General features: G+C 66.4%; 24 protein-coding genes and 2 pseudogenes. 16 read left to right on the forward strand and 10 right to left on the reverse strand.

What is annotated here, in order from left to right; all coding sequences use genetic code 11:
- The 3 genes from HPY32_RS42490 (at nucleotide 1) to HPY32_RS42500 (ending at nucleotide 3,063) form a co-directional block, all read left to right on the forward strand.
- On the forward strand, nucleotides 1–1,179 hold the full coding sequence (locus HPY32_RS42490; protein ID WP_067586378.1) for an ABC transporter ATP-binding protein: 1,179 nt from the start codon (nucleotides 1–3) through the stop codon (nucleotides 1,177–1,179).
- Between the two features lie 184 nt (nucleotides 1,180–1,363).
- Nucleotides 1,364–2,263: a 2-aminoethylphosphonate ABC transporter permease subunit gene (locus HPY32_RS42495; RefSeq protein ID WP_082871241.1), complete on the forward strand. Its 900-nt coding sequence runs from the start codon at nucleotides 1,364–1,366 to the stop codon at nucleotides 2,261–2,263.
- 2 nt (nucleotides 2,264–2,265) lie between these two features.
- Nucleotides 2,266–3,063, forward strand: coding sequence for an ABC transporter permease (locus tag HPY32_RS42500; RefSeq protein ID WP_067586375.1), 798 nt, complete (start codon nucleotides 2,266–2,268; stop codon nucleotides 3,061–3,063).
- 112 nt (nucleotides 3,064–3,175) lie between these two features.
- Here HPY32_RS42500 and HPY32_RS42505 read toward each other — a convergent pair whose 3' ends face one another.
- Nucleotides 3,176–3,535, reverse strand: a complete 360-nt coding sequence (locus HPY32_RS42505; RefSeq protein ID WP_067595538.1) for a DUF4254 domain-containing protein — start codon at nucleotides 3,533–3,535, stop codon at nucleotides 3,176–3,178.
- Nucleotides 3,536–4,103: 568 nt separating this feature from the next.
- Between HPY32_RS42505 and HPY32_RS42510 the strand changes: the two genes are divergently transcribed.
- Nucleotides 4,104–4,742 carry a site-specific integrase gene (locus HPY32_RS42510; protein ID WP_067586372.1) on the forward strand — a complete coding sequence of 213 codons (639 nt, stop codon included), beginning with the start codon at nucleotides 4,104–4,106 and terminating at the stop codon, nucleotides 4,740–4,742.
- Nucleotides 4,743–4,990: 248 nt separating this feature from the next.
- Nucleotides 4,991–5,629, forward strand: a complete 639-nt coding sequence (locus HPY32_RS42515; RefSeq protein ID WP_067586369.1) for a TetR/AcrR family transcriptional regulator — start codon at nucleotides 4,991–4,993, stop codon at nucleotides 5,627–5,629.
- Here the strand turns inward: HPY32_RS42515 and HPY32_RS46900 are convergent.
- The 6 genes and pseudogenes from HPY32_RS46900 to HPY32_RS44250 form a co-directional block, all read right to left on the reverse strand.
- Complete coding sequence (locus tag HPY32_RS46900; RefSeq protein ID WP_444939664.1) at nucleotides 5,542–6,132, reverse strand: hydroxymethylglutaryl-CoA lyase-like TIM-barrel protein; 591 nt, start codon at nucleotides 6,130–6,132, stop codon at nucleotides 5,542–5,544. The two genes, HPY32_RS42515 and HPY32_RS46900, sit on opposite strands and share 88 nt — an antisense overlap.
- Nucleotides 6,112–6,773 (reverse strand): annotated as a pseudogene (locus HPY32_RS45475) (acetaldehyde dehydrogenase (acetylating)); the annotation flags it as partial. The gene HPY32_RS46900 and the pseudogene HPY32_RS45475, both read right to left, overlap by 21 nt.
- 8 nt (nucleotides 6,774–6,781) lie before the next feature.
- Nucleotides 6,782–7,600 (reverse strand): 2-keto-4-pentenoate hydratase, encoded by an 819-nt coding sequence (locus HPY32_RS42525; protein WP_067586363.1) that lies wholly within the window; start codon nucleotides 7,598–7,600, stop codon nucleotides 6,782–6,784.
- A complete protein-coding gene (locus HPY32_RS42530) occupies nucleotides 7,597–8,625 on the reverse strand; it encodes a VOC family protein (protein ID WP_067586360.1) in 1,029 nt (342 codons plus the stop codon). The genes HPY32_RS42525 and HPY32_RS42530 overlap by 4 nt, the downstream gene beginning before the upstream one ends.
- Nucleotides 8,622–9,476 carry an alpha/beta fold hydrolase gene (locus HPY32_RS42535; protein WP_156674821.1) on the reverse strand — a complete coding sequence of 285 codons (855 nt, stop codon included), beginning with the start codon at nucleotides 9,474–9,476 and terminating at the stop codon, nucleotides 8,622–8,624. Before HPY32_RS42535 ends, HPY32_RS42530 begins: the two co-directional genes overlap by 4 nt.
- Before the next feature lie 41 nt (nucleotides 9,477–9,517).
- On the reverse strand, nucleotides 9,518–9,811 hold the full coding sequence (locus HPY32_RS44250) for an SAM-dependent methyltransferase (RefSeq protein WP_231951593.1): 294 nt from the start codon (nucleotides 9,809–9,811) through the stop codon (nucleotides 9,518–9,520).
- Between the two features lie 544 nt (nucleotides 9,812–10,355).
- On the opposite strand from HPY32_RS44250, the gene HPY32_RS42545 reads away from it, so the two are divergent.
- Both HPY32_RS42545 and HPY32_RS42550 read left to right on the forward strand, forming a co-directional pair.
- Nucleotides 10,356–11,234 (forward strand): SDR family oxidoreductase, encoded by an 879-nt coding sequence (locus tag HPY32_RS42545; protein WP_067586353.1) that lies wholly within the window; start codon nucleotides 10,356–10,358, stop codon nucleotides 11,232–11,234.
- 39 nt (nucleotides 11,235–11,273) lie between these two features.
- A complete protein-coding gene (locus HPY32_RS42550; RefSeq protein WP_231951592.1) occupies nucleotides 11,274–11,633 on the forward strand; it encodes a universal stress protein in 360 nt (119 codons plus the stop codon).
- Between the two features lie 229 nt (nucleotides 11,634–11,862).
- Here the strand turns inward: HPY32_RS42550 and HPY32_RS45480 are convergent.
- From HPY32_RS45480 to HPY32_RS42570, 3 genes and pseudogenes are all read right to left on the reverse strand, one after another.
- Nucleotides 11,863–11,985, reverse strand: a pseudogene (locus HPY32_RS45480) (DUF2752 domain-containing protein); the annotation flags it as partial.
- Between the two features lie 325 nt (nucleotides 11,986–12,310).
- On the reverse strand, nucleotides 12,311–13,498 hold the full coding sequence (locus HPY32_RS42560) for an SDR family NAD(P)-dependent oxidoreductase (protein WP_231951591.1): 1,188 nt from the start codon (nucleotides 13,496–13,498) through the stop codon (nucleotides 12,311–12,313).
- A 117-nt stretch (nucleotides 13,499–13,615) separates the two neighbouring features.
- Entirely contained in the window at nucleotides 13,616–14,518 is a 903-nt protein-coding gene (locus HPY32_RS42570) for a LysR family transcriptional regulator (protein WP_067586346.1), read from the reverse strand.
- 131 nt (nucleotides 14,519–14,649) lie between these two features.
- On the opposite strand from HPY32_RS42570, the gene HPY32_RS42575 reads away from it, so the two are divergent.
- From HPY32_RS42575 to HPY32_RS46905, 9 genes are all read left to right on the forward strand, one after another.
- Entirely contained in the window at nucleotides 14,650–16,149 is a 1,500-nt protein-coding gene (locus tag HPY32_RS42575) for a UbiD family decarboxylase (RefSeq protein WP_156674373.1), read from the forward strand.
- Nucleotides 16,146–16,778: a UbiX family flavin prenyltransferase gene (locus HPY32_RS42580; protein WP_082871236.1), complete on the forward strand. Its 633-nt coding sequence runs from the start codon at nucleotides 16,146–16,148 to the stop codon at nucleotides 16,776–16,778. Before HPY32_RS42575 ends, HPY32_RS42580 begins: the two co-directional genes overlap by 4 nt.
- Before the next feature lies 1 nt (nucleotide 16,779).
- On the forward strand, nucleotides 16,780–17,208 hold the full coding sequence (locus HPY32_RS42585) for a tautomerase family protein (protein WP_067586337.1): 429 nt from the start codon (nucleotides 16,780–16,782) through the stop codon (nucleotides 17,206–17,208).
- Between the two features lie 219 nt (nucleotides 17,209–17,427).
- Nucleotides 17,428–17,619: a hypothetical protein gene (locus HPY32_RS42590; RefSeq protein ID WP_067586334.1), complete on the forward strand. Its 192-nt coding sequence runs from the start codon at nucleotides 17,428–17,430 to the stop codon at nucleotides 17,617–17,619.
- Nucleotides 17,620–17,636: 17 nt separating this feature from the next.
- Nucleotides 17,637–19,082 (forward strand): carboxylesterase/lipase family protein, encoded by a 1,446-nt coding sequence (locus HPY32_RS42595; RefSeq protein ID WP_067595532.1) that lies wholly within the window; start codon nucleotides 17,637–17,639, stop codon nucleotides 19,080–19,082.
- Between the two features lie 92 nt (nucleotides 19,083–19,174).
- Entirely contained in the window at nucleotides 19,175–19,939 is a 765-nt protein-coding gene (locus HPY32_RS42600; protein WP_067586331.1) for an AMP-binding protein, read from the forward strand.
- 964 nt (nucleotides 19,940–20,903) lie between these two features.
- The gene (locus HPY32_RS42605) at nucleotides 20,904–21,320 is read left to right on the forward strand and encodes a VOC family protein (RefSeq protein WP_067586328.1); all 417 of its coding nucleotides are present in this window, start codon (nucleotides 20,904–20,906) and stop codon (nucleotides 21,318–21,320) included.
- A gap of 27 nt (nucleotides 21,321–21,347) precedes the next feature.
- Nucleotides 21,348–21,761 (forward strand): VOC family protein, encoded by a 414-nt coding sequence (locus HPY32_RS42610; protein WP_067586325.1) that lies wholly within the window; start codon nucleotides 21,348–21,350, stop codon nucleotides 21,759–21,761.
- A gap of 480 nt (nucleotides 21,762–22,241) precedes the next feature.
- A protein-coding gene (locus HPY32_RS46905) for an IS630 family transposase (RefSeq protein WP_444939652.1) occupies nucleotides 22,242–23,314 on the forward strand; the annotation gives its coding sequence in 2 pieces (ribosomal slippage) (nucleotides 22,242–22,779 and nucleotides 22,779–23,314; 1,074 coding nt in all).
- Nucleotides 23,315–23,521 lie beyond the last annotated feature (207 nt).

Genomic DNA, 23,521 nt, shown 5'->3' on the forward strand with positions numbered 1-23,521 from the left:
ATGTTCGCATCGACGACCTCCGGCGCCCCGGCCGTTGCCCGCACCGCCGACGACGAGCCCGCGATAGTTTTCGACCGGATCGGCGTGACCTACGGCCGGGGCCGCCGGACCACTGTCGCGCTGGCCGATTTCACGCTGCGGGTCGCCGCCGGGGAAACCGTTGCGCTGCTGGGGCCCAGCGGTTCCGGCAAGTCGACCGCGCTCGAGGCGCTGGCCGGATTCGTCCGCCCCACCTCGGGCGCGGTCCGGCTGGCCGGGCGCGACGTCACCGACCTGCCGCCCGCCAAGCGCGGAATCGGCGTGGTCGTGCAGTCCTACGCGCTGTTCCCGCATATGCGGGTGGCCGACAATGTGGCGTTCGGGCTCAAGGCGCAGCGCGTGCCGCGCGGTGAGATCGGCGCCCGGGTCACCGAGGCGCTGGAGATGGTCGGCATGGGCGGATACGCGAAGCGGCTGCCGCGCGAGCTGTCCGGCGGGCAGCAGCAGCGGGTGGCGATCGCCCGTGCCCTGGCCATCCGGCCGAAGGTGCTGCTGCTGGACGAGCCGCTGGCGGCGCTGGACGCCCAGCTGCGCCAATCCATGCTCACCGAGTTGCAGCAGCTGCGAAAGGCGTTGCCGGACACCGCGATGCTGTATGTCACCCACGACCAGGACGAGGCGCTGGCGCTGGCCGACCGGATCGCGGTCATGCGCGATGCCCGCCTGGTCGACATCGACACCGCCGCCAACCTGTGGCAGCGCCCGCCGAGCTCGTTCACCGCCGCCTTCCTGGGCGGCGCGAACCTGCTGCCCGGCACGGTCGAACGCGTCTCCGGCCGCGCCGCGCTGGTCACCGTCGGCGAACGCACACTGCGCGCCGAGGCCCCCGAACCCGGTGTGGGACAGCTGGATTGGGCCCCGAACGCGCACGCCCTGCTGTGCGTGCGCCCGCACACGGTCCGCGTGGGCGCGATCACCGACCACGACGCCATGCTCGCCACCGTGGTCTCGACCGTATGGCGCGGCGCATCGACCCGCCTGCACCTCGACGTGAACGGGCTGCCGGTGGAACTGGTCGCCGATGTGCCCGGCCACGTGGAGGCCGCGGTCGGCTCGGCCGTCGGTGTGCGCCTGCCGGATCCGGCGGGCGTGCTCATCCCGGCCGCGGTCGGCACGCCCGATACGGCGGCTCCGGCATGACGGCCCGACCGCGCACAGGCCGGACCGAGCGGTACGCGGCGTCGGGGTGCCACGTCCCGAAACCGCCGGTCTCCCTGCCGAATACACCCGGATGGGCGTATCCCGGCCGCGTGGCGACCGGCGGGCAACGGCGGATCGGGTGCGACAAAAATTTCGGCAGGACTTCGCATTTCGGGAGCCGAGCATGAGCACCTCCGCCATTCTCGAGCCGTCGATGGCGCAGCCGCCACCGACCCGGCCCCGGGCGTCGACCGGCTGGCGGCCGGTGCTGTGGACGCTGCCGCCGCTGCTGGTGGTCGTGCTCATTGCCGTCTACCCCATCGTGCGGGTGCTCACCGAATCGACCGTGACCCCGCACGGCCGGGGCGCCGGGACCTGGTCGCAGGTGCTCGGGTCGCGGGCGTTTCGAGATGCGCTGTGGCGCACCGTGTCCATCGCGCTGTGCTCGACCGCGGGCTGCCTGGTGTTGGGCACGTTCCTGGCCGTGGTGCTGGCGTTCGTGCCGTTTCCGGGTGCGGGGGTGGTGGGGCGGCTGGTGGATACCGTGCTCACGCTGCCGTCGTTTCTGGTCACGCTGGCGTTCACCTTCCTCTACGGCACGGCCGGGGCGGTGAACGCACTGATCACGCAGCTCACCGGAAACCGTTCCCCCGCACTGAATTTCCTCAGCACCCCGACCGGGGTGATCCTTGCCGAGATCACCTACTTCACCCCGTTCGTGGTGCGCCCGCTGCTGGCCGCGTTCGCCCAGCTGCCGCGCGAACAGCTGGATGTGGCCGCGAGCCTGGGGGCGTCGCCGTGGCGGGTGCTGCGGCAGGTGGTGCTGCCGGAGGCGTGGCCCGCGCTGGCCGCGGGCGGCAGCCTGGTATTGCTGTTGACGCTCAACGAGTTCGGCATCGTGCTGTTCACCGGCGCGAAGGGCGTGATCACGCTGCCCGCGCTGATCTACACGCGCGGCATCGTCACCTTCGACCTGCCGGGCGCCGCGGTGCTGGCCTCGGTGCAGGTGCTGCTGTCGCTGGCGCTGTATGTCGGCTATCGGCTGATCTTCGCCCGGTTCACCGGGATTCGGAAGGAGGGCTGACCATGCTGGTGTGGACGCGGCGCGGCCGGGCCGCGGTGATCACGGTGTTCGCGCTGCTGGTGCTGGTGGTGTTCGCCGCGCCGATCGCGACGGTGGTCGCCGCCGCGCTGGCCGGGCGCTGGACCGGCCCGCTGCCGACGGGGTTGGGGCTGACCAACTTTCGGCACGCGCTCTCGGGCGAGCAGGCCGCCAGCCTCTCGGTGAGCCTGCAGACCGCGCTGCTGGCCGGGGCGATCTCACTGGTGCTGGGCACCTGGGCGGCGCTGGCGGCGCGGGAGGCGCCGGGCTGGTGGCGGCGCGTCACCGATGCGGTGTTCCACCTGCCGGTGGCGGTGCCGTCGGTGGCGATCGGTCTCGGCATGCTGATCGCCTTCAATCAGCGGCCGATCCTGCTGGGCGGCGCGAAATGGATTGTGATCGTGGCGCATTCGGTGCTGGTGCTGGCGTACGCGTTCAGCGCGGTGTCGGCGGCGCTGGATCGGCTGGACCCCGCCTACCGGCAGGCCGCCGAATCGCTGGGCGCGAGCCCGGCGCGGGTGCTGGCGCGGATCACGCTGCCGCTGCTGCTGCCCGCGCTGGGCGCGGCGGCGGGGCTGGCGATCGCGCTGTCGATGGGTGAGCTCGGTGCCACCGTCATGGTGTATCCGGCGACCTGGAAGACGCTGCCGGTGACCATCTTCGCCGCCACCGACCGCGGGGATGTGTTCGGCGCGGCGGCCGACACCACGGTGCTGGTCACGCTGACCCTGATCACACTGCTGGTGCTCGGCCGACTACGGGGACGCGCCGCCCTGCGCTAGCGCACGGCCACTCGGGGATGGAGCGGGCGTGCCGCGCCAGTCGACAGCGCGGCACGCCGGGCGGGGCGCCCCGTTGCGCCCGCCGTATGAGGCGAGCAACGTCCCGGCTCGGTCACTGCTCCGGCAAACGACGGCGGCCACCGGCCACGTCGATTACGAGATCAGTGTAGCCGTCGACGAGTTCGGCCAGGTGATACCAGTGTTTATGGGTCTTGTCGCTGCGCGGTCCGTCGCTGTCGATGGCCTGATTGGCATCGACCCAGCTGCGGGCCATGCGGTCGACGACGGCACCGAGGCTCTCGGTGTGCAGCGACGCGCCGTTGCGATGCTGCGGCAGCTCCTGTTCCACCCATTCGTTGATATCGTCGACGAGTTCGCCTCGACGGCAATCGATCTCGGTGAGCAGGAGGGGGTCGTGCAGTTCCGCCCGGCGGGCGTGCAACTCGGCCAGGGCATGGGCCGAGCGCAGCAGCACCCGGTCCTGGAACCGACGGCCCTGGAAAGCGCACAGCAATTGCGGTGCGGTCGGCAGCACCCCAGCTATCGACGTGGTCATGATGGCTCCTCGAGCGCACCCGAATGTATCACTAATCGCACCAACATAATTGACTCCGGATTCGGCTGTACCGGTCATCGGATCGGTGTTCGCAACTAGGCTAGCTCGGATCTTGCTCTTACAGATGCAAGAACGCAAGATTGCGTCCGCATTGCTGCCGTCAAGGTGTGCTTACGGCGTGTCGCGAGTCATGAGGGCGTCCACCACCGAATTCCGGGGTCCGCGGCCCCTACCAGGACCGTTGACCAGATTCGAATCTACCCAGGCAGATCGGTAAAGCCATACCTATTTCGCCCTCTTTCGCGCCAAACCCCTATCCACCCCGGTTCTCGCCCGAAAAACTGAGCGACCGGTCGGGTCAAACATAATTCTTTCACTAACGGCGATCTTGCAGCTAATCATTGCACGGGAACGTACCTTTCGGCCCGATACCGCTTCGGAGTGGCGCGGAACCGACCGCGGCGGCGGTGCGGGACGGTTCCGGTTGCCCGCTCCCGCGCGGCACCGGGCGCGAATCCGTGCAGGGGATCAGGTCCCGCTCGCCGCCCGGGCGACCGAGGCCGATATCGCCGCTGCCGCAGCGATTCTGGATCGGCTCAACGTGTCCGTCGACGATCTGCTCGCCAGCCGCCGGGAACGACCGCCCTCGCCGACATGCACCGAGTACGTCCCGATCGTCTACGCGGCGATGAAACCGACCCGGACCCACGACAACCACCTGTCGTACTGGAAAAAGATCGTCAAACACTGGCCGAACCGCCGCATCGATGAACCCACCCCTACGGAGCTGGCGCAGCTGATCAACATCATCCGCAGTGAACGGTCCCTCCGCAGTACCGATCGTGGTGGGCAGGGAGTCGCCCGCGCCGCCACGGACGCCCTGCGATGCCTGTACCGCCACGCCGAACGGGACCGCATCATCGACATCGACGACAACCCCGCGCGTCAGCTCGACCGCGCACCGCAACAGAAGTCGAGCCGTCGCGCGCTTCCCGACACGCTGCTCGGGCAGATGTACGACGTCGCCGCCGACGGCAGCATCTACACCATCGCCGACATCGATGAAGTCGCCGAAGCGCTGTCCTGGCTCACCCACGAACGACATCCCCTCGCACCCGAGTAAACAAAGGCTGAGGCGGATACCCGACGATCGAGCCCCCGACCGAGAAGGTCAGGGGCTCGAATCCCGGAGCGCCGCAGCGCGAATTGGTATGGCAGGTGGTGACAGCTGCGGCTATCGACAGGGTGAGCCTCTTCCCGCGGGCCACACCTCGGGTGCGGCCGCACCCGAGGTTTGTCGGTACCTTGATCGGGACTGATCGTTTTCTCAGGTATGATTTGGGTGACGATTACTTGTGGAGGGGTGGATCGATGACCGCCGAACCCGGTGCCCGCAACCGCACCGACCGCCGCCGGGAACGCACCCGCAACGCGTTGCTGGACGCGGCGCGGAAGTTCTTGTCCGAGGGGCGGTCGGCGGTCAGCATTCAGGAGATCACCGATGCCGCCGACGTCGGGTTCGGGTCGTTCTACAACCATTTCACCTCCAAACAGCAGTTGCTCGACGAAGCGGTGCGGTCGGCGCTGCAGGTCTACAGCGAGTTGCGGGATGGGATCGTCGAGTTGTACGACGACCCGGCGGAGGTGTTCACGGTGAGCTTCCGCATGACCGGCCGCCTGCAACGGCAGATCCCCGAGATGGTGCGGGTCGTCCTGAATTCCGGCATGTCGATCATGCTGCGCGAGCAGGGCCTGGCCCCGCGCGCCCGCCATGACATCATCGCCGCTCAGCAGGCGGGCCGGTTCGAGCCGATGGACCCGGACGTGGCCGTCATGGCCGCCGGCGGCGCACTGCTGGGATTGCTGCAACTGCTGGATGCCCGGCCCGACGCCGACGCCGCGGCACTGACCGACGAGATGACCTACCACGTGCTGCGCATGTTCGGCATGACCAAGCGCTCGGCGCAGAAGCTGACCTCTGCCGACCTGCCGCCGCTGCCGCAGGTATAGCCGGTCGCGGCCCGCCGCAGGACAGGGCGGGTTTCCCGGGCCGTGCCGGTCGGCATCATCGTCCGGCGTCCGCGGCCACGTCGAGGGCGATATCGGCGAGCATGTCTTCCTGCCCGCCGACGAGCCCGCGCCGACCGGCTTCGGACAGCACCGGCGTAGCCCAGGGCCAGCGTTGCGCAGTCGAGGAGCACCGGCCGGTCCGTCAGCGGCCGGACCAGGTCCTCGGCGGCGTCGGTGAGCGGGTTCAAGTTCGCGCGGTGTTGCCAGTCGTACAGGTCCGCGACCGCGACAAACGCTTCCAGCGGTGTATTACCCGCGCCCGCACCGAGACCCGTGAGCGAGGCATCCACCCGGGCCGCACCCTCCTCGACGGCCACGACGCCGTTCGCGACGGCCAGCGACAGGTTCTGATGAGCGTGAATGCCGACCTCGGTGGCCGGATCGAGTGTGTCACGGTAGGCCGCGGCAGGTTCCGGGGCGGTGATCCGTTCGGCGACGCGCAGGGCGGCCGCGGTCATGATGTCGAGGTTTCCGGCGTAGGCGGGCAGGTAATGGGCCGCGCCCTCGATTTCGAGGAACACCGACAGCTGGTGGGTGACGACGTCATCGCCGACCAGTGTGTGCGGCAACGCATCCGGAGCCAGCGGGGTGATCTGCACGGCCTGCTTCAGCCGGTAGCCGGGCACGTAGACGGCGACCTCGGCGACCATAGCCTCGATCGAATCACGCACCGCCGCATGCATATCCGGGTCGGGTTCACTGATCAGGGCGAGCACGGTGTCGCGCATGACCAGCGGCGGCTCGGCCGGGTTGAGGATGATGATGGCGCGGTCACGCTCGGCGCCGCCGACGGTTTCGAGTGCGCGCGAGGTGGTTTCGGTGAACTCGTCGATGCTGGCGCGGGTATCCGACCGGCGGACCTGGACGCGATCGAGGCGACGATCTCGGCGTACGGTACAGCGGTGGTCCGGGAGATGGCGGCCACGATCGGGATCGTCGCCTGTCCCCCGCAGGTCACCATATTCACGTTCGGGGCGTCCAGGTGCTCGTCGAGATTCACCGGCGGCACGACGAAGGGGCCGATCGCGGCGGGTGTCAAGTCGATCAGGCGCTTCCCGTACGGCTGGAGGGCAGCGACCTTGGTGCGACCGCTCATATGTCCTCCAGTACGAAGTCGACGGTGCCGAGTGTGGTTGCGCGGCTGAATAATTCGGAGCGGACATGGGCGCCGGCGCGCAGCGGTGCCATTGGTCCGAGGGCGCCGGACAGCACGATCTCACCGGCACGCAGCGGGTCACCGAAGTCGCGGGCGGTGCGGGCCAGCCACGTCAGGGCCCGCAGGGGATCGCCGAGACAGGCCGAACCCGTTCCGGTGGAGACGATCTCGCCGTCGATCGACATGGTCATGGCGACATCGCGGGGCTCGAACCGGTCCAGCGTGATGTGCTGGGCGCCGGGGACGAACCAGCCGCTGGAGGCGTTGTCGGCGACGGTGTCGGCGAAGCTGATGTCCCAGTCGGCGATGCGGCTGTCGACGATCTCCAGCGCCGCGACCGCGTAGTCGATCGCGCCGCGCACCGCGATCGCATCGAGCTGGTCGGTGTCGAGATCTGCCCGTAGCACGAATCCCAGTTCCGCCTCGATCCTGGGCTGCAGTAGCCGGGGACGGTGTGCCGCAGGCGTTTCGGTGACGTTCATGTCGTTGAACAGCACGCCGAAATCGGGTTGGTCCACCCCCAGTTGCCGCTGGACGGCCGGGGACGTGAGCCCGATCTTGCGCCCCACGATCCGGGCGCCCGACTCCAGGCGGCTCAGGATCCCGATGCGCTGCACCGCGTACGCGGGCTCGACGTCGTCCGGGCCGATGAGATCGCGAACCGGGGCGGCCGGGACTCCGGACGCGGCGGCCGTGGCCAGTCGTTCCGCGGCCTCCCGGACGGCCGCAATATCTGACCCCACGTGCGTGTTCACCGCGAAAGTCCTCCGGCCAGTTGAGGAATGGTGATCTCCGGGGTGGCCGCGGCCCGCAACGCCTGCCGGAATCGGGCGAACCTGTCGCGCACCGTCTCCCCCACCGGTGTGTGGCCCCACGTGCTGATTCCCTGGTATGTCGAAGGCTCCCAGGTGGATTCGAGTTCCGGACCGATCACCACCGGATTCCAGCCGACCTCCAGCTCGAACCCGGAGGGGGTGACGCAATAGAAGGACAGTTCGCGATCGTTGGTGTGCTGGCCGACAGACCACGCCATCCGGAAACCGAGCTCGGTGACCCGCCCGAACGCGGCGAGCATGTCCTCCAGTGTCGCGGACTGAATATTGATGTGCTGCACCCGAGTTCGGATCGGATCAAGCTTGACCCCGCGCAGATTCGCGATGGCGATCGAATGGTGGCGTTCGTTGACCCGCAGGAACCGGATCTTCATCGTCAACCCGGAGATGTTCTCCTCGATGGAGTCGGTCAGCCGGGAATCGAAAACCGTGTGGTAGTAGCCGCGCATCGCCTCCGGCTCCCGCGACAGGAGTGCCACATGCCCCATCCCGGCCTCGCCGGTCACCCATCCGGAGCTCAGCATCCGTAACGGTTCGGGTGCCGTCACCGCAACCGTGAAGATCTCCTGCGCAATGCCCTTCGGTCCCGGGAACCGACACAACCGTTCCACACCACGCAACTCGGCTTCCTCCGCGACACCTTCGGTGATCGGCACGCCGCGGCCGCTCACCCGCGCGAGGATGCGGTCGAAGCTCTCGTGATCATCGACCTGCCAGCCCAGCGCGGTGACATCTTCGGCTGCGCCGGGCTGGATGAGGAACCGACAGGCTCGATCGTCGAGCCGCAACCGCAATCCGCCCGCCTCGAGACCGTCGACATGCATGCCGATCGCATCGCCACCGAAGCGCCACCAGTCGCTCAGCCGATTCGACTGCACCACAACGTATCCCAGATGAACCGCGCCGAAGACCGAACCCTCGGTGCCCGGTCGCCCGGCGCCGTTCACGACCCCGCCCCCAGAAACGCGGCGACCAATGAGTTGAACAGATCCGCCCGCTCCCACTGCACCCAGTGACCGGCACCGGCAGCCAGGTACAGGTCGCAGTTCGGCATGGTCCCGGCAAGAATCCGGCCGCCCGCGGGCCGATTGACCCTGTCCGCCGCGCCCCACACCACCAGGGTGGGGTGAGCGACCGTTCGCAGCCGCGAGTCCCGGGTGAGATCCATCCGCCACAGCGTCCGCAGTGCCGTCCAGCCCGAGGGGCGACGCAGCGGTGGATTCGCCATCACCTCCGGGTCGATGCTGGCCCGGAAGCGCTCCTCGATCAGGTCGTCGGGCACCGCGGCTCCGTCGAACACCAGATACTCGCGGATGAACCGAGTGAGCTTCTCGCGGCTCGGCCCGCTACCCGGGTAGTAGTTCAACAGCGCCCGCAGGCCCTGGGTCGGCACTGCGCGGGAGGAGCCGATACCACCGGGTCCCATCAGGACCATCCGCCTCACTTTCTCCGGCCGGTCCATCGCCAGCCGCAGCGCCGCCGCACCGCCATAGGAATTGCCGACCAGGTGCGCCGAGTCGATACCCAATTCGTCCAACAGGCCACCGACGGCCCCGCCGAGGTGCCCGAACGGATCCGACGGATCGACCCACTTGGACGACTTCCCGTAGCCCGGCACGTCCGGCACGATCACCCGGAATCGCTGCGCCAGCGTCTCGATGTTGCGCGAGTAGTTCGACAGCCCGGTCGCGCCCGGCCCGCCGCCATGCAGCAACACCACCGCGGGACCGGCTCCGGCCTCGCCGACGAAGATCTCCCGCCCGCCGACCCGGACCGTGCGCCCGGCCCCCTTGTCGATGCTCGTCACAGCCACCTCCACGACTCATGTTGAGGAAATTATCAGTTGCGATCAAATCCTCTGTCAAGCAAAAATGATGAAACGATCAGAAAGGCTGGCTTCGAAGGCTCGGCGCTCGCAGCCGGTTCGGCACCGCATCGACGATCGGTTGAACCAGGTCCGCGACAGCGGCCCGCAGACCTGTCGGCCGGATCAGGAGCCGACGGGTCGACCAGGATCGATTCGGGGTCGTGCAGATCGCCGCGGATGAACACGGTCTTGCCCTGCGGGGCGCTGGCCATCAGGGCGAGGGCGAGCGGGTCCTTGTCCTCGTAGACGATGCGGGCCTCCGCCACAGTTCCACGGCCGACGCCGAATTGACCGACCCGCCGTGGCGAGACGACCCGGCCACCGCCGCGGCCGATCCGTCCGGTGATCCGAATGCGTACTCGTACCACTATCTTTCGCGCCTGGACATCACCCGCAACAATGGAACCCGCTATCGCTGCGAGGATCTACGTGCCGGATGCACGTAACCTACGCACCTAGTCGAAGGTTCTCCTCGTCATTCTGGCGTGTTCTCGGCCGGAATCCGCCCTGCCGCAGGAGATCCCGGCCAAAAGCACGGCCGGGCTGACAAGCGGAACTTCTGCACGGCACTGTCACCTTGGTGGAGGGCCCCGCGAGATTATCTTCGGGTTGGCCGTCTTGACAGGGGATCTGTTCAAGGAGGCCATGGCGTCGCCGTCGTACAGGGTGAACGGCGCGCGCCGCCGCTGGTTTACGGGTTATGGGTTCGCTCACAGCCGTTTGACCTCGAGTGTAGTTGAGCTATGAGGCTGGCGAGTGGCGGTTGTGCGCCGCCGTGGTGGATTCCACACCTACAGAGAGGTTGAGACGATGACGGTGTTGGTCACGGGCAGCACGGGCACGGTCGGGTCCGAAGTGGTCGGTCAGTTGGCTGACCGGGGTGTACCGGTGCGGGCATTGACCCGGTCCCCGGAGAAGGCATCCTTCCCGGCCGGGGTCACCCCCGTCGCGGGGGAGTTGACCGACCCGGATGCGATGCGGGCAGCATTGGCCGGGGTCAGTGGTGTGTTTCTGCTGAGCGCGGTCGCTCCGGACGAGCTGACCGGCACGGTGAACACACTCACCCTCGCTCGCGAGGCCGGGGTACGCAATATCGTGTATTTGTCGGTGATCCACGCCGATCGTTTCACCGATCCGCCGCATTTCGCCGCGAAGGCCGCCGCGGAACGCATGATCGCCGACTTCGATTTGCCCGCAACGATTCTGCGTCCGGGCTATTACATGCAAAACGACATCGTCGGCACGCATCGGCGCGCCCTCGACGAGGGCGTGTATGCCCCACCGGTGGGCAACAGGGCGGTGCTGGCGACCGATATTCGCGATCTCGCCGAGGTCGCCGTGGTATCCCTGCTGCGCCGCGAACACGCCGGTGAGGCGTTGCCGCCGGAGACGATCGACGTCGTGGCCCCCGAGGTCCTCACCGGCACCGCGATCGCCGACCTCTGGAGTGCGGTGCTGGACCGGCCGATCGCCTACGCCGGTGACGACCTGGAAGCCTACGGACAGCAGATGCGCGAGGTCATGCCCGGCTGGATGATCTTCGACATGCTCCGGATGCTGCGCCGGTTCCAGACCGACGGCATGCACGCCGCTCCCGGCACCGACGAACGCTTGCGCGAGCTGCTGGGACGGCCGATGCGCTCCTACCACGACTTCGTCCGCGACGCGGCAGCCGCCTGGACCAACTGACCGGCCCGCGCGATTCGGAAGGAGCGAGCGTGGCCCCGGGTGGCGTTCGAGGAGGCGGCGCGCCGCAAGGTGGGACTCACCGCCGTGCACGCCTGGAGCGATGTCAGCGCCGGATTGGATGTGGCCATGATGGGCTGGGACGACATCCGCGAGAGCGAGGACGCCGTATTCGCCGAAAGCCTGGCCGGTTGGTCCGAACGCTACCCCGAGGTCCCGGTCCATCGAATCCTGGTCCGCGACAGACCGGTCCGCGCGCTGGTCGACGAAGCCGAGACCGCGCAACTGCTCGTCGTCGGCAGCCACGGCCGCGGCGGCTTCACCGGCATGCTGCTCGGCTCCACCAGCACCGCCCTGCTGCACTCGGTGCACTGCCCGACCCTCGTCGTGCGCAAGGCGTAACAGGCGATGGATGATGTCGATCGCCACCCTGACGATGAATCCGGCGATCGAAATCGCCAGCCGCACCGAGCGATTGCCGCCCACGGACAAAATGCGGTGTGAGACACCGCGATTCGACCCCGGCGAGGGTGGCATCAACGTCGCCCCCACGGTGGTCGCGCTGGGCTATTCGGCCACGGCTGTCTTTCCCGCACCCACAAACCCACACACAGGCGTCGAGAAGCCGTCCATCGGTGAGGTTGTGCACGGCCCGCAATCCGCCGCACCCCGGGCACCACAGTCCGGTCAGCGCATAGAACGGGCAGATCCCGTACGACCCCTGCACGTGCGGATCCCGCACATGCAGCAGCGCGATCGAGCCCGCCGCGCCGCCGCGACCACGACCGGCTCTCCGGAACTGCCAGGCAGTTCCGGACCGCGGCGCTGCGGCGGGTCCTCGATGACACCTTGGCTGCGGCGCTGGGCCAAACCGTCGCAGGCGGATCGCGAGATCAAGCTGTCGGTGTCGCCCGACATCACCGAGACCACGCTGACCGACCTCGCCGCCACCGGCCGTCTCACCCGACCCGCACACCACGGAATCGCGCGCCATGCCAAGGAATTCGTCGAGTCGCTCGAGGGCCCTTGTCCCAAGGGTTGTCGTTTGCTGATCCGGCTTGTCGCGTCGGTCCGGCTGTTCAGCCGACCGTGTAGCCGCCGTCGATCGGCAGGTCGATGCCGTTGATCATCGCGGCCAGGTCGGAGGCGAGGAACAGTGCGGTGGTGGCTACGTCGTGGGGAACGGCGAAGCGGCCCAGCGGGATTCGGGCCAGCATCGGTGCGGCCTTCGCCTTCTCGCCCCAGTGTTCGCGGCCCATGTCGGTCAGTACCACGGTGGGGCAGATCGAGTTGGCGCGCACTCCTCGCGGGCCCAGTTCCAGCGCAAGCACTTTCGTCGCCATCAGCAGGCCTGCCTTTGCCGTGCTGTAGGCGTAATGCTCGGGCAGCGCGCGCAGGGCGGCGGCGGAGGCGACTGTGACGATGGATCCGCCACCGTTCTGGGCCATCGCGGTACCGACGGTGGCGGCGAGCAGCGCGGGTGCACGGAGGTTGACGGTGAGCACCTCGTCGAATGTTTCGGCGGTCAGGTCGGTGACCGGTTGCGGAGAGGCGATCCCGGCATTGTTGATCAGTACGTCGAGACCGCCGAAGGTCGCTGCGGCAGCGGCGGCCAGGTGCGCGGGTGCGTCCGGTTCGGACAGATCGGCCGCGACCGCCTCGGCCCGGACATCGAACCGCTGCCGCAGTTCTCGCGCCTGTGCGGCGAGCGCGCCCTGGTCGCGGCCGGACAGTACCAGCGCGGCGCCCGCGGCGGCGAAGGTCTCCGCGAGGTCGGCTCCGATGCCGCGAGCCGCCCCGGTGATCAGTACCCGCTTGCCGTCGATCCGAATCGAATTCACTTGCTCTCCAACAGTTGTCGTGCGGTGACAGGGTGGGTGACGAGCCGGTTGAAGAATTCCGCTCGCGCCCGGCGAGGTTCGCCGCGACCTTCTCGTTGCCGACCGCCACGACGATGCCCACCGGAATCTGGCGAAAGATAACTCGGGCGGCCGCCGAGCTTTTCCGGAGATCAGCCGGGTGGTCTCGTTGGTCTGGTACCACCCCTCGGGCTGGTCGTTGCCGCCCACGGTGGGCACGACGAGCACCCCGGGAATGGGTTCGAGATCGAATTGCGCCACCTCGTAGACGATCCATCCGGACGACACCAGCAAGACGCCGCCGGGGACCAGTCCCACCTCCGTCAGTGCGCGGGATACGGCGGGCGCGAGATAGCTGACCATCACCTCGACTGTCGGCGTCGCCGGAGTGCCGGGACTGCTGGGCATGCCTGCAGTATTTCACTGCACATTTGTTCACGCCATAGATTCTGTGAACATTTGTTCTGGGCATTTATGAACGCGCCAGGCTACTGTGATGGCCGACACAAGGCGGAGGGTGTGCTGCTAGGCCGGGTCGCCGGGTCGATTCTCGATCGAGGTCATGTTCTGCAGCAGTCGGTGCGCAACGGACTTACTGTGCGAGTTGTCGGTTCGCCATAAAAGAAATGTTTTGATCTCGACTATGAGATCCTCGATGGGCAGTATTATGAATTCGGGTGGGTCGCCGACATTGATCAAGTCGGGAGCTATCGGGCAGAGGGTGATTCCCCGGGTCTGCCGTAAGCCGACGAGGATGCTGGTTATGCCGTTGAATCGGCGGTCGGGCTGATCGCGCACTCCGGCTCGTTGCAACGTTTCTATGGCGGCTCGAACCTGGGGGAATTCCCAGTGGGATGGTCCATGTATGTAGGTGTGGTCGCGTAGGTCGGCGAGCGTCAGTGTGCTGTGTCCAGGAAAGGTATCGACGTCTGTCAGGATGCCCATTCGTTGTGTTGTCACGGTTGCGGCGGTGAGATGTGGCTGGTCCGCGGCATCCAAATAGGACAGGGCCAGGTCGATTGTGCCGTTTGTCAGCTGGTGTGGCATATCCGCCGACGTTGTCTGGCTCACGTGAATGTCGATTCCGGCGTCGGTCGCGGCGGCTGCCAGCGCGCGGCGGAGAGCGGCGTCGACGACCTCCGGTATGGCCAGGCGCGCGATGTCCGTCGCTGGGCCGGGAGCGGCGCGGGAGGGTAGGGCATCGAAGTCGGCAACGAGCTGTTTCGCCCACGGGAGTAAGCGTTCGCCCGCCGATGTCAGTCGAACATGATGGGTGGATCGATCGAAAAGTTGTTGCCCTAGTTCCGCTTCCAGTGCTTTGATGCGTTGACTCAGCGGCGGCACCGCCATATGGAGTTCCTGCGCCGCCCTCGTGAAGTTGAGTTCCCGTGCCACCGCAAGGAAGTAACGCAGGTGATGAATCTCCACCTCCGCCAGAGTAGCGCGGTGTTATCACGATAGTCACGCCCTTGGATCTGATCGGACATTCCGCAGCGCACCTGCCCGCCATACCGTGGACTCGGTAACAGGGTCTGTCCCTCGCATAGGCGGTGGTGAGTATGTTCGGTGATTTGCGGGAGTACTTCGATGAGTTGCGCGAGCTGGGTGATCTGCGTGCTGTCACAGCGCCGGTGAGTCCTCGACTGGAAGCGGGCGCAATAGCCCGCCTGACCTCGGAGCGGGGCGGGCCCGTGCTTGTTCTGGAGGATGTGGCCGGATATCCGGGCTGGCGTCTGGCGGCTGGAATGGGCGGGTTGTCGACCGTCGCGGGTGCGCCGTATGCGAGGGCTGCGCTGTCGTTGGGTATGCCCGCCGCGACGCCGGGGCCGGAGATCGTGCGAACGTTGTCGGCAGCGCAGCAGGCTGCCCCGATCGAGCCGACCGTTGTGGCCTCCGGCGTGTGTCAGCGGCACGTGCTCACCGGGGACGATATCGATCTGTACAAGTTGCCGATTCCGTTGATCCACAACGAGGATGGGGGGCCGTACGTGAACACATGGGGGACGTTCGTGGTCCGTACTCCGGACCGGGGCTGGACCAACTGGTCCATCAGCCGGGCGATGCTGACCGGCCCGAACACCTTCCTGACATTCCTGACCACCATCGCCAATCCGCCGGGGACCGATGATCCCTACCTGCAGCATCTCGGAGAGATCGCCGATCGCGGCCGGTCGGGTCGTGTCGAGTTCGCGCTGGTGCAGGGCGGTCCGCCCGCATTGCCGTTCGTCTCCGCGATGGGGCTGCCTCCCGGGGTATCCGAAGCGGGCTATCTAGGCGGTTTGCAAGGCCGCCCGGTTCCGTTGGTGCGGTGTGTGACGGTGGATTTGGAAGTCCCCGCCACCGCCGAGGTGGTGATCGAGGGATATCTCGACTACGACGCTTACGGGTGGGAAGGTCCTTTCGTCGAGTACAACGGCTTCGGTTGGCGCGAACCACTGCCCGTGCCGACATGTGTGGTTACGGCTATCACCCATCGCGACGATCCGATTTATCCGTTCGTTTCTTCCGGTAAGCCGGTCGACGAGTCGCAGAGCGCGGTAGCGGTGATGTGGTCGGCGGCCGTCCTGACGAAGCTCCGGGACGCCGGATTGCCGGTGTCAGGATTTTGGTATTCTCCCGAGTCGGCATTACATATTGCGGTCGTAACCGTCGACCGAGGCTGGGAGCACTACTGGGACAGTAGTGCACGGCTGTGCGAAACTATTGCGCGAGTGTTGTCCCCGATGAAGCTGATGCAATGGGCCACCCATGTCATCGTCGCCGAGGACGACATCGACCCCAGTGATCCCCGGGATGTGCTCTGGGCATTCAGCAGAATCCATCCGACACGTGATCGCACAGAATTCCCAACCAAGACCCTCCCGTTACAACTCTTCCTGGAACACGCATCGGACGACCAGGAAACCGATGAACGGTTCGTCGCCGGGCCCACGCTGATGTGGAACGGGTTGCTGGGTACCGAGAAGCGTGCCGAACTCATCCCGGGCACGTTTGCGGCCAACTATCCGGGTCCTATCCGAGACAGGGCCCGGAAACTCGTCGCCGGGCTCGACCGATGAGACTCGTCGTCGCCGTCACCGGTGCTACCGGAGCGCCGCTCGCTGTCGCTGTTCTCCGCACACTGCGGCACATGGGAGTGCACACCCATCTCATAATCAGCCGATGGGCTCGCGCCACCATCGAGCAGGAATGCCACGAGTCGGTCCGCGAGGTATCGGCATTGGCCGATATCGTGCACCATCCTGACGATCACTATGCGCCGATCGCGAGCGGCTCCTTCCGTACCGACGGCATGATCATCGTGCCGTGTTCGATGCGGACCCTGGCGGCGATTGCCACCGGTACCGGTCCGGGACTCATTCATCGCGCCGCCGATGTCACCCTCAAGGAAGGACGTCCACTGACGCTCGTGCCACGCGAAATGCCGCTGCACGCGATACACCTGGAAAATATGCTCAGGGTCCGGCGGGCGGGGGCGGTCGTCATGCCGCCCGTGATGGGCTTCTATCACCAGCCCGCATCCATTCGAGACCTCATCGACCACCTTGTCTACCGAATACTCGACCAGCACGGCTTGTCGGTACCGGAAGCTCAACGATGGAAAGGACGATCGGAGGCCATACCGAACAACACGAATCACGCTGGCCAGATGACGCAATCGGACAGCGAACTCATCAAGGAGGATTGAAATGCCGTTCTATCAATGCCTGGTTCCCGCAGGATCGCTCGACCCCGGCACACGGGCCGAGCTGGCAGAAGCTATTACCGACGTGCACACTTCCCTGACCGACGCCCCGCGAGGATTCGTCCAGGTTCTGTTTGTGGAGTACGATCCGGAAGCGTATTTTACCGCCGGTAAGCCGAACAGATGCACCGTGATCAATGGTGCGATTCGAGCGGGCCGTGATCATAATGTCCGCACCGAGCTGCTCACGAAATTATCCGAGGCGTGGACATCCATATCGGGCCAAGACCCGACAACGCTGATCATCGGGCTGAACGAGGTCGACCCGACCGCCACCATGGAGGCGGGGGTGATCCTGCCCGCCCCGGGTGATGAACAAGCCTGGCTCGCGCTCAATAGCGCCCAACTCGGCGACCGGCTCTCGGCGAAGTAGACCAAGCTAAATCCGGGCTCGGCGCTTTCGGTAATGGCGCCGAGCGCGGGCAGCTCGATTCTGGCGAACCGTCGATATATATTTTCGGGCTCACGGCGAAGACGCGTCTCCGGACCGCCTTCGGCTCACCCTTTCGAGGCATTCTGATTTTAGAAAATAAACCATATCGGAGACGCTCGGCACTACGGCGAGAGTCACGCGATCGGGAGTTACGCGATTGTGCTGGGCGACGACAGTCAGGGAGAACAGATGGCGCTGTACCAATGCATGGTTCCTATGGGCTCGGTCGATCCTTCGGCTGCGGTGTCCACGATCAGGGAGTACGGCCTGCCGGTACCGCGGCCCGGCAAAGAAGCCGAATGGATCGAGAAGAATCGGGACCACCTCGTGGCCGCCGGATTGGCGGTGTGACGGTGCTCGACTCGTCAGTGGTTCGGACGACGTACGGGACGCTGCGAGGCAGCACCGGTAACGGCATCGCGGCGTTTCTCGGAATCCCGTACGCGGCGCCTCCGTTCGGCGCCAACCGCTTTCGCGGCCCGCGACCGCCCGCACGGTGGGACGGTGTGCGCGACGCGCTGGCCTATGGGCCGACCGCACCCAAACCGGCCACGGTCGCGCCGTTCGACCGATTCATGCCCGACCCACATATCCCGGGCCGGGACTGCCTCAACCTGAACGTGTGGACGCCCGATCCGGGTGGGGCGGGGCTGCCGGTCATGGTATGGATCCACGGCGGCGCGTTCTACTACGGCACCGGCGCGTCCGCGGTCTACGACGGTGCCGCCTTCGCCCGGGACGGCGTGGTCTGCGTGACCATCAACTATCGGCTGGGCGTGGAAGGTTTCGCGCACCTGCCGGACGCGCCTGCCAACCGGGGCCTGCGCGACCAGATCGCGGCCCTGGAATGGGTACGCGACAACATCGCCGCCTTCGGCGGCGACCCCGGCAACATCACGATCTTCGGGGAATCGGCGGGCGGGATCAGCGTACTCACGCTGCTCGCCCGGGAGCTGGACCTGTTCCAGCGGGCCATCGTGCAAAGCGGTTCCGGTGCCGTCGCACACGATCCGCACGATGCGGCGCTGATCACCACCGAGATCGCCAGGCGGCTGGGCATCGAGCCGACCGCCGCGGGCTTCGCCGCCCTCGAACCGGCCACTATTATCCCGGTGCAGGTCGCACTGAACCGGGAGATCATCTATTCGCCCGACTCTCAACGCTGGGGTGCCACCACCGTGGCCAGCGGTATGACCCTCATCCCCGTGCTGGACGACGACATGCTGCCCTGCCCGCCTGAAGACGCGATCGCGGCCGGCGCCGGTCGCGGCGTCGATCTGCTGATCGGCTACAACACCGACGAGTTCCGGCTGTTCACGATCGCGACCGGGCTTTCGGAATCCTTGACCCCCGAGTTCATGACGGCGACCACCGTCGCCCGGGGCTTCTCCCGGGACACGGCCGCCGCCTACACCCGCCCCCACCCGCAACGGTCCACCGCCGACCGGTTCGCGGAGTTCTTGACCGATGGGGTGTATCGGATTCCCGCCAACCGGATCGCGGAGGGACACACCGGTACCCGATGGATGTACGAGTTCGCCTGGCGCTCACCGATCGAACGCCTCGGAGCCTGCCACCTCCTGGAACTCGGTTTCGTATTCGACAACCTCGCCGCCACCACCGGCATAACCGGCGACAACGCACCCCAGCCACTCGCCGACGCCATGCACCGCGCCTGGGTCGACTTCGCCACCCACGGCGACCCCGGCTGGCAGCGCTTCGACCCCGCGACCCGCCCGGTCAAACTCTTCGACAACGCGGGAAACCCGACCGTGAACGACCCACACGACAACGACCGCAGACTCTGGAGCTGAACCCGCCCCCGGCAGGCCCGGCGGCCAAACATCAAGAGCCGCAACACATACCAGAGGTATCGATAGCCTCCGACAAGTCAAGGAGATCGGCGATGGCGTCCAGCAACCCGAATGACGAACTCGCACAACGCACCACACGCCCGCGCACCGACGAAGCTCAGCCCCATGCCGCCTTTCCCCGCGAGCGAGTAGCCGCGGCGGTACGCCGAATCGGTCTCCGCGCCGGGCAACTCGAAACGCTGATCACCGACGGTCATCCGGACCGGCCCGCCCTCACACCCCGACCGGCCGAGCCGATCCTCGACGAGAACGGCCACGGGACCCGCCACCTGTCGCCGGAGTACGAAACCATCGCCTATCACCAGTTATGGCAGCGGGCGGGCGCGATCGCGAACGTCTGGCACCACGACCCCCGCTACCGAGTACGCCCGGGAGATGTCGTAGCAATCCTCGGCGGCACCGGAATCGACCACACGACACTCGAGGTAGCCTGTGACCGTCTCGGCCTCGAATGCGTACCGGTGCGAGCCGAAACGCCTGCCCAGCACTGGCATTCGAACCACGCCGAGACACCACCACGCATCCTCGCCGCCAGCCTGGACCTGCTCGACGCCGCAATACACTGCGTTTCGACCCGTGCAGAACCCCAGGTATTGATCGTGTTCGACCTTCATCTGTACGACTACCAATTGGACTGCTATCACTGGCAGGCAGTGGACACCGCTCGCCGCAGCCTGGCCGCCGCCGGCAGCGCGATACTCGTCGAAGATCTACCCACCGTGCTCACCCGAGGCAGCACGCTCCCCGCAGCCCCCACTGTTCGCCCCGATACCGGCGAAACCACTCGGCCCGGATAATTCACACCGCCACGCCGCCAACGCCAAACCGGACTCCGACATCCGGGCCCTCCACTGGTTCGGCGTTCTGCCCGATGCGCTCAGCCATTGCTGGCGACTGCATTTCACCGAGGCAGCGCTCGTCGAAACGCACTCAAGCGACACGCCTGTCAGTCTGACACGGCCGCTCGGCATCTCTGGCTGCAATGTGGCGCGTCAGGAAGCAAGCGGACTAGGGAATGTGCCGGGCCTGCGATGGCACGGCGACTGCTCTCGACACGAGAGGTATACCGATGCGCGTCAGCCGATCCAATAGCGATTCAGGGTGCGGTGGCATCCCGCTCGGTCGAAGGCACGGCAATCAAGGTCGTGATCGGATGTTCGGTCACCCGCTTTCGGGGTAACCGCAACGACAGCGGACCAACGCGCATTGGTGGATTGATCGTCCCGCACCGTCGACATTTTCGTCGGGATGTGCGCCACTCACCCTGAACTCGATATCGACAGCCGTTTGACCTGTTGCCGGGCGGTCGGCCGACTGCGTGATCGGCTGGTGGCGTTGGCGTTACTACCGGATCGCCGTGATCGGTGAGGGTGGCGGTGTGGCCTCGGACGTTCGGGGCCGCCGAACGTGCCGGATACCCGACGGTACATCCGCCTGCACACGTCTGGTCCGCTATTAAGCTCGCAAATATTCAGTAATTGATGTTCTTCCTTTTATCCATCTCGCCGTGGCCTATGGGACATTCAGCGTCCTATTAGCGCCCTAGCGTGATCATGTGGAAGGGAGAGCGGAACGATGACGCGAACAGCCGCGCTATCTGTGCGACGCCGTGATCCGGTGGAGTGGGTTGTCATCGACATCGGCGGTGCGCGCGGGCACGATTGCGGACGTTTCGGTCGAGATTCCGGCCCAACCTTTCTTCCTTTCGCCTGCATACCGCCTCATTGGCGGACCACTGTCGTACGGAAAGGATCGAACGTCATGCCCACCGAAACCTATCCGCGGTTCATGTCGCTGCTGTACATCGAAAACTCTGAAGAGGCGCTAACCTTCTACACCGATGTGTTCGACTTGGAAGAAATCGTCGAACGCAGGTTCCCGTACAACCAGGCCCCCGGTAGTGAGCACCTTCGCGGACTGGCCTACTCCAAGCTGCAGTTCAAAGACGGCACAGCCCTGAGCGTGGCCGAACGCCAAGAATGGGACCGGCCCGGCGACACCGTCCATGTCGGTCTCAACTTCGACGATCCCACGGAGCAGAAGGCCGCGTTCGACAAACTCGCCGACGGCGGCACCGTCGTCACGGCACTGGACAAAACGGCCTGGGACCCCAATCAGATTTACGGCATGGTCCGTGACCGCTACGGCGTCACCTGGGAAACCAACTGCTACCTGTGACGGTGGCCCGACCACGAGGAGAACGTCATGACGACAAAGTTCAATCCGTACGTTGTCTTCTGGGGCAACGCGCGGCAGGCCATGGAGTTCTATCAGCGCGTCTTCGGTGGCACCTTGACCCTGACCACCTATGGCGAACTCGGGCGGCAGCACCCGGACGGCGCGGACAAGATCGTCCACGGCGTGCTCGACACCGATATCGGGTTCACGCTCATGGGTGCCGACGCCCCACCAGAGATAGCACAAACATCTTCCACCAATGTCGCGCTGTTCGTGAGTGGGACCGACGCGGACACCATGCACGGCTACTGGAAACAGCTGTCCGACGGCGGCAGCGTGCTGGACCCCCTGGCAAAACAGGATTGGGGCAACGAAAAGGGAGCGTGCAAGGACGGTTTCGGCACCAGCTGGCTGGTCGAAATCGTCCAGCCACGGTCCTGAGCCTTTCACCAACACGACATCGCAGCACAAGACTGGTGCCCGGCCGGGCCGCGCGCCGGCCGGGCCCGTCGAAAGCCGCGAACATCGACAGCGCGCCGACATACCGGTACCTCGACCCCTTCGCAGGGAGCGTCGGATTAAACCGTACTGTCCCGCAGCTGGACCTGGGCGGTGCATCGGTTACGGGATCACCTGGTGTTTCCGGGGTGATGTTCACGCCATTTCACGTCGGAGCAGGCGGGCAGGGCCCGTCGGCGGCGGTGTGGAAGTGGGCGGACGTTGGTGCTGATGTCATCCCGTGTTCGGACGCTCACTGCCGCAGATATCGAGCGCCACGCGACGGCCGATCACGTACGTTTTGTACTGGGTATGAGTACCTTTCGGTAGGACGTTTTCGGGGTCGGCGCGAATTACAGCGGCTGAATTCGTGTTGTCGCTGGGCTTGACGGCCGTGGCTGGTGGGTGGGGTACATCTGGTGGGTGCGGTATCCGCAAGGCGGTGGGCTGACCGCCGAGCGACGGATGTTGCGGGAGCGGTTGCGGCTGGAAGCCGCGGACGCTTTCGCCCGGGGCGAGGACAATGCGGTGATCGCCCACCGGCTGCGAGTCAGCGTGCGGTCGGTGCAACGGTGGCGCCAGGCGTGGGGATCGGCGGGGCGGGAAGCGTTGCGGTCCAAGGGCCCCGCGTCGCTGCCGTTGCTGTCCGACGAACAGTTCCAGGTACTCGAACACGAGCTGGCCAAGGGCCCGGCCGAGCACGGCTGGCCGGACCAGAAATGGACTCTGGCCAGGATCAAGACCGTGATCGGGCGCCGGTTCCACATCTCCTACACGATCAAGGGGGTGTCGTTGTTGTTGCACCGGCACGGGTGGAGCCGTCAGCAACCTGCCCGCCGGGCGGTCGAACGCGACGACGCGGCGGTCGCGACGTGGGTGAAGGACGTGTGGCCGCACGTAAAACCGCCGCGGCGGCGCTCGGAGCCTGGGTCGTGTTCGAAGACGAAGCCGGGTTCACGATGACGCCGCCGACCGCACGGACCTGGGCGCCACGCGGGCACACCCCGATCGTGCGGGTCCGGGGCCGAACCACCCGCCGGATATCGATCGCCGCGCTGACCTGCTACAAGCCCGGCCATCGGTCCCGGCTGATCTGGCGACCGTATCGGCACGACCGAAATAGTTCGGGCAGGAAGAGCTTCGCCTGGACCGACTACCGGGACCTGCTCATCGCCGCCCACCGGCAACTCGGCGGGCCGATCGTGGTCTGCTGGGACAACCTCAACACCCACCTCACCGCCGGCATGCGCCGATTCGTCACCGGCCACGACTGGCTCACTGTCTACCAACTGCCCGCCTACGCGCCCGATCTGAATCCGACCGAAGGCATCTGGTCACTACTGCGGCGAGGCCGGCTGGCCAACCGCATCATCACCGACCCCGACCACCTCATGCGCATCGTGCGCAGCGACCTGCACCGCATCGGCTACCACCCCAACCTGATCGACGGCTGCCTCACCGCAACCGGACTCACACCCACCCCGAAACGATCATGACGACAACACGAAATCAGCCTCTGTAGTCTGTCCGGGAGCGTGTTCGGATTCGTAGCCGGAGCGCGCGGGGGCGCAGCATACCGATGTGTGAGGGCCGGATATGGTCGCCCGCAACCGGTTCCAGCTGCCACCGGCTGGCGATCGAGGCCAGGGCGAGGGTGGCTTCGGTGAACGCGAAATGGCCGGCCATGCATCTGCGAGGTCCGG

The organism is Nocardia terpenica (assembly GCF_013186535.1).
Taxonomy (GTDB): Bacteria; Actinomycetota; Actinomycetes; order Mycobacteriales; family Mycobacteriaceae; genus Nocardia; species Nocardia terpenica.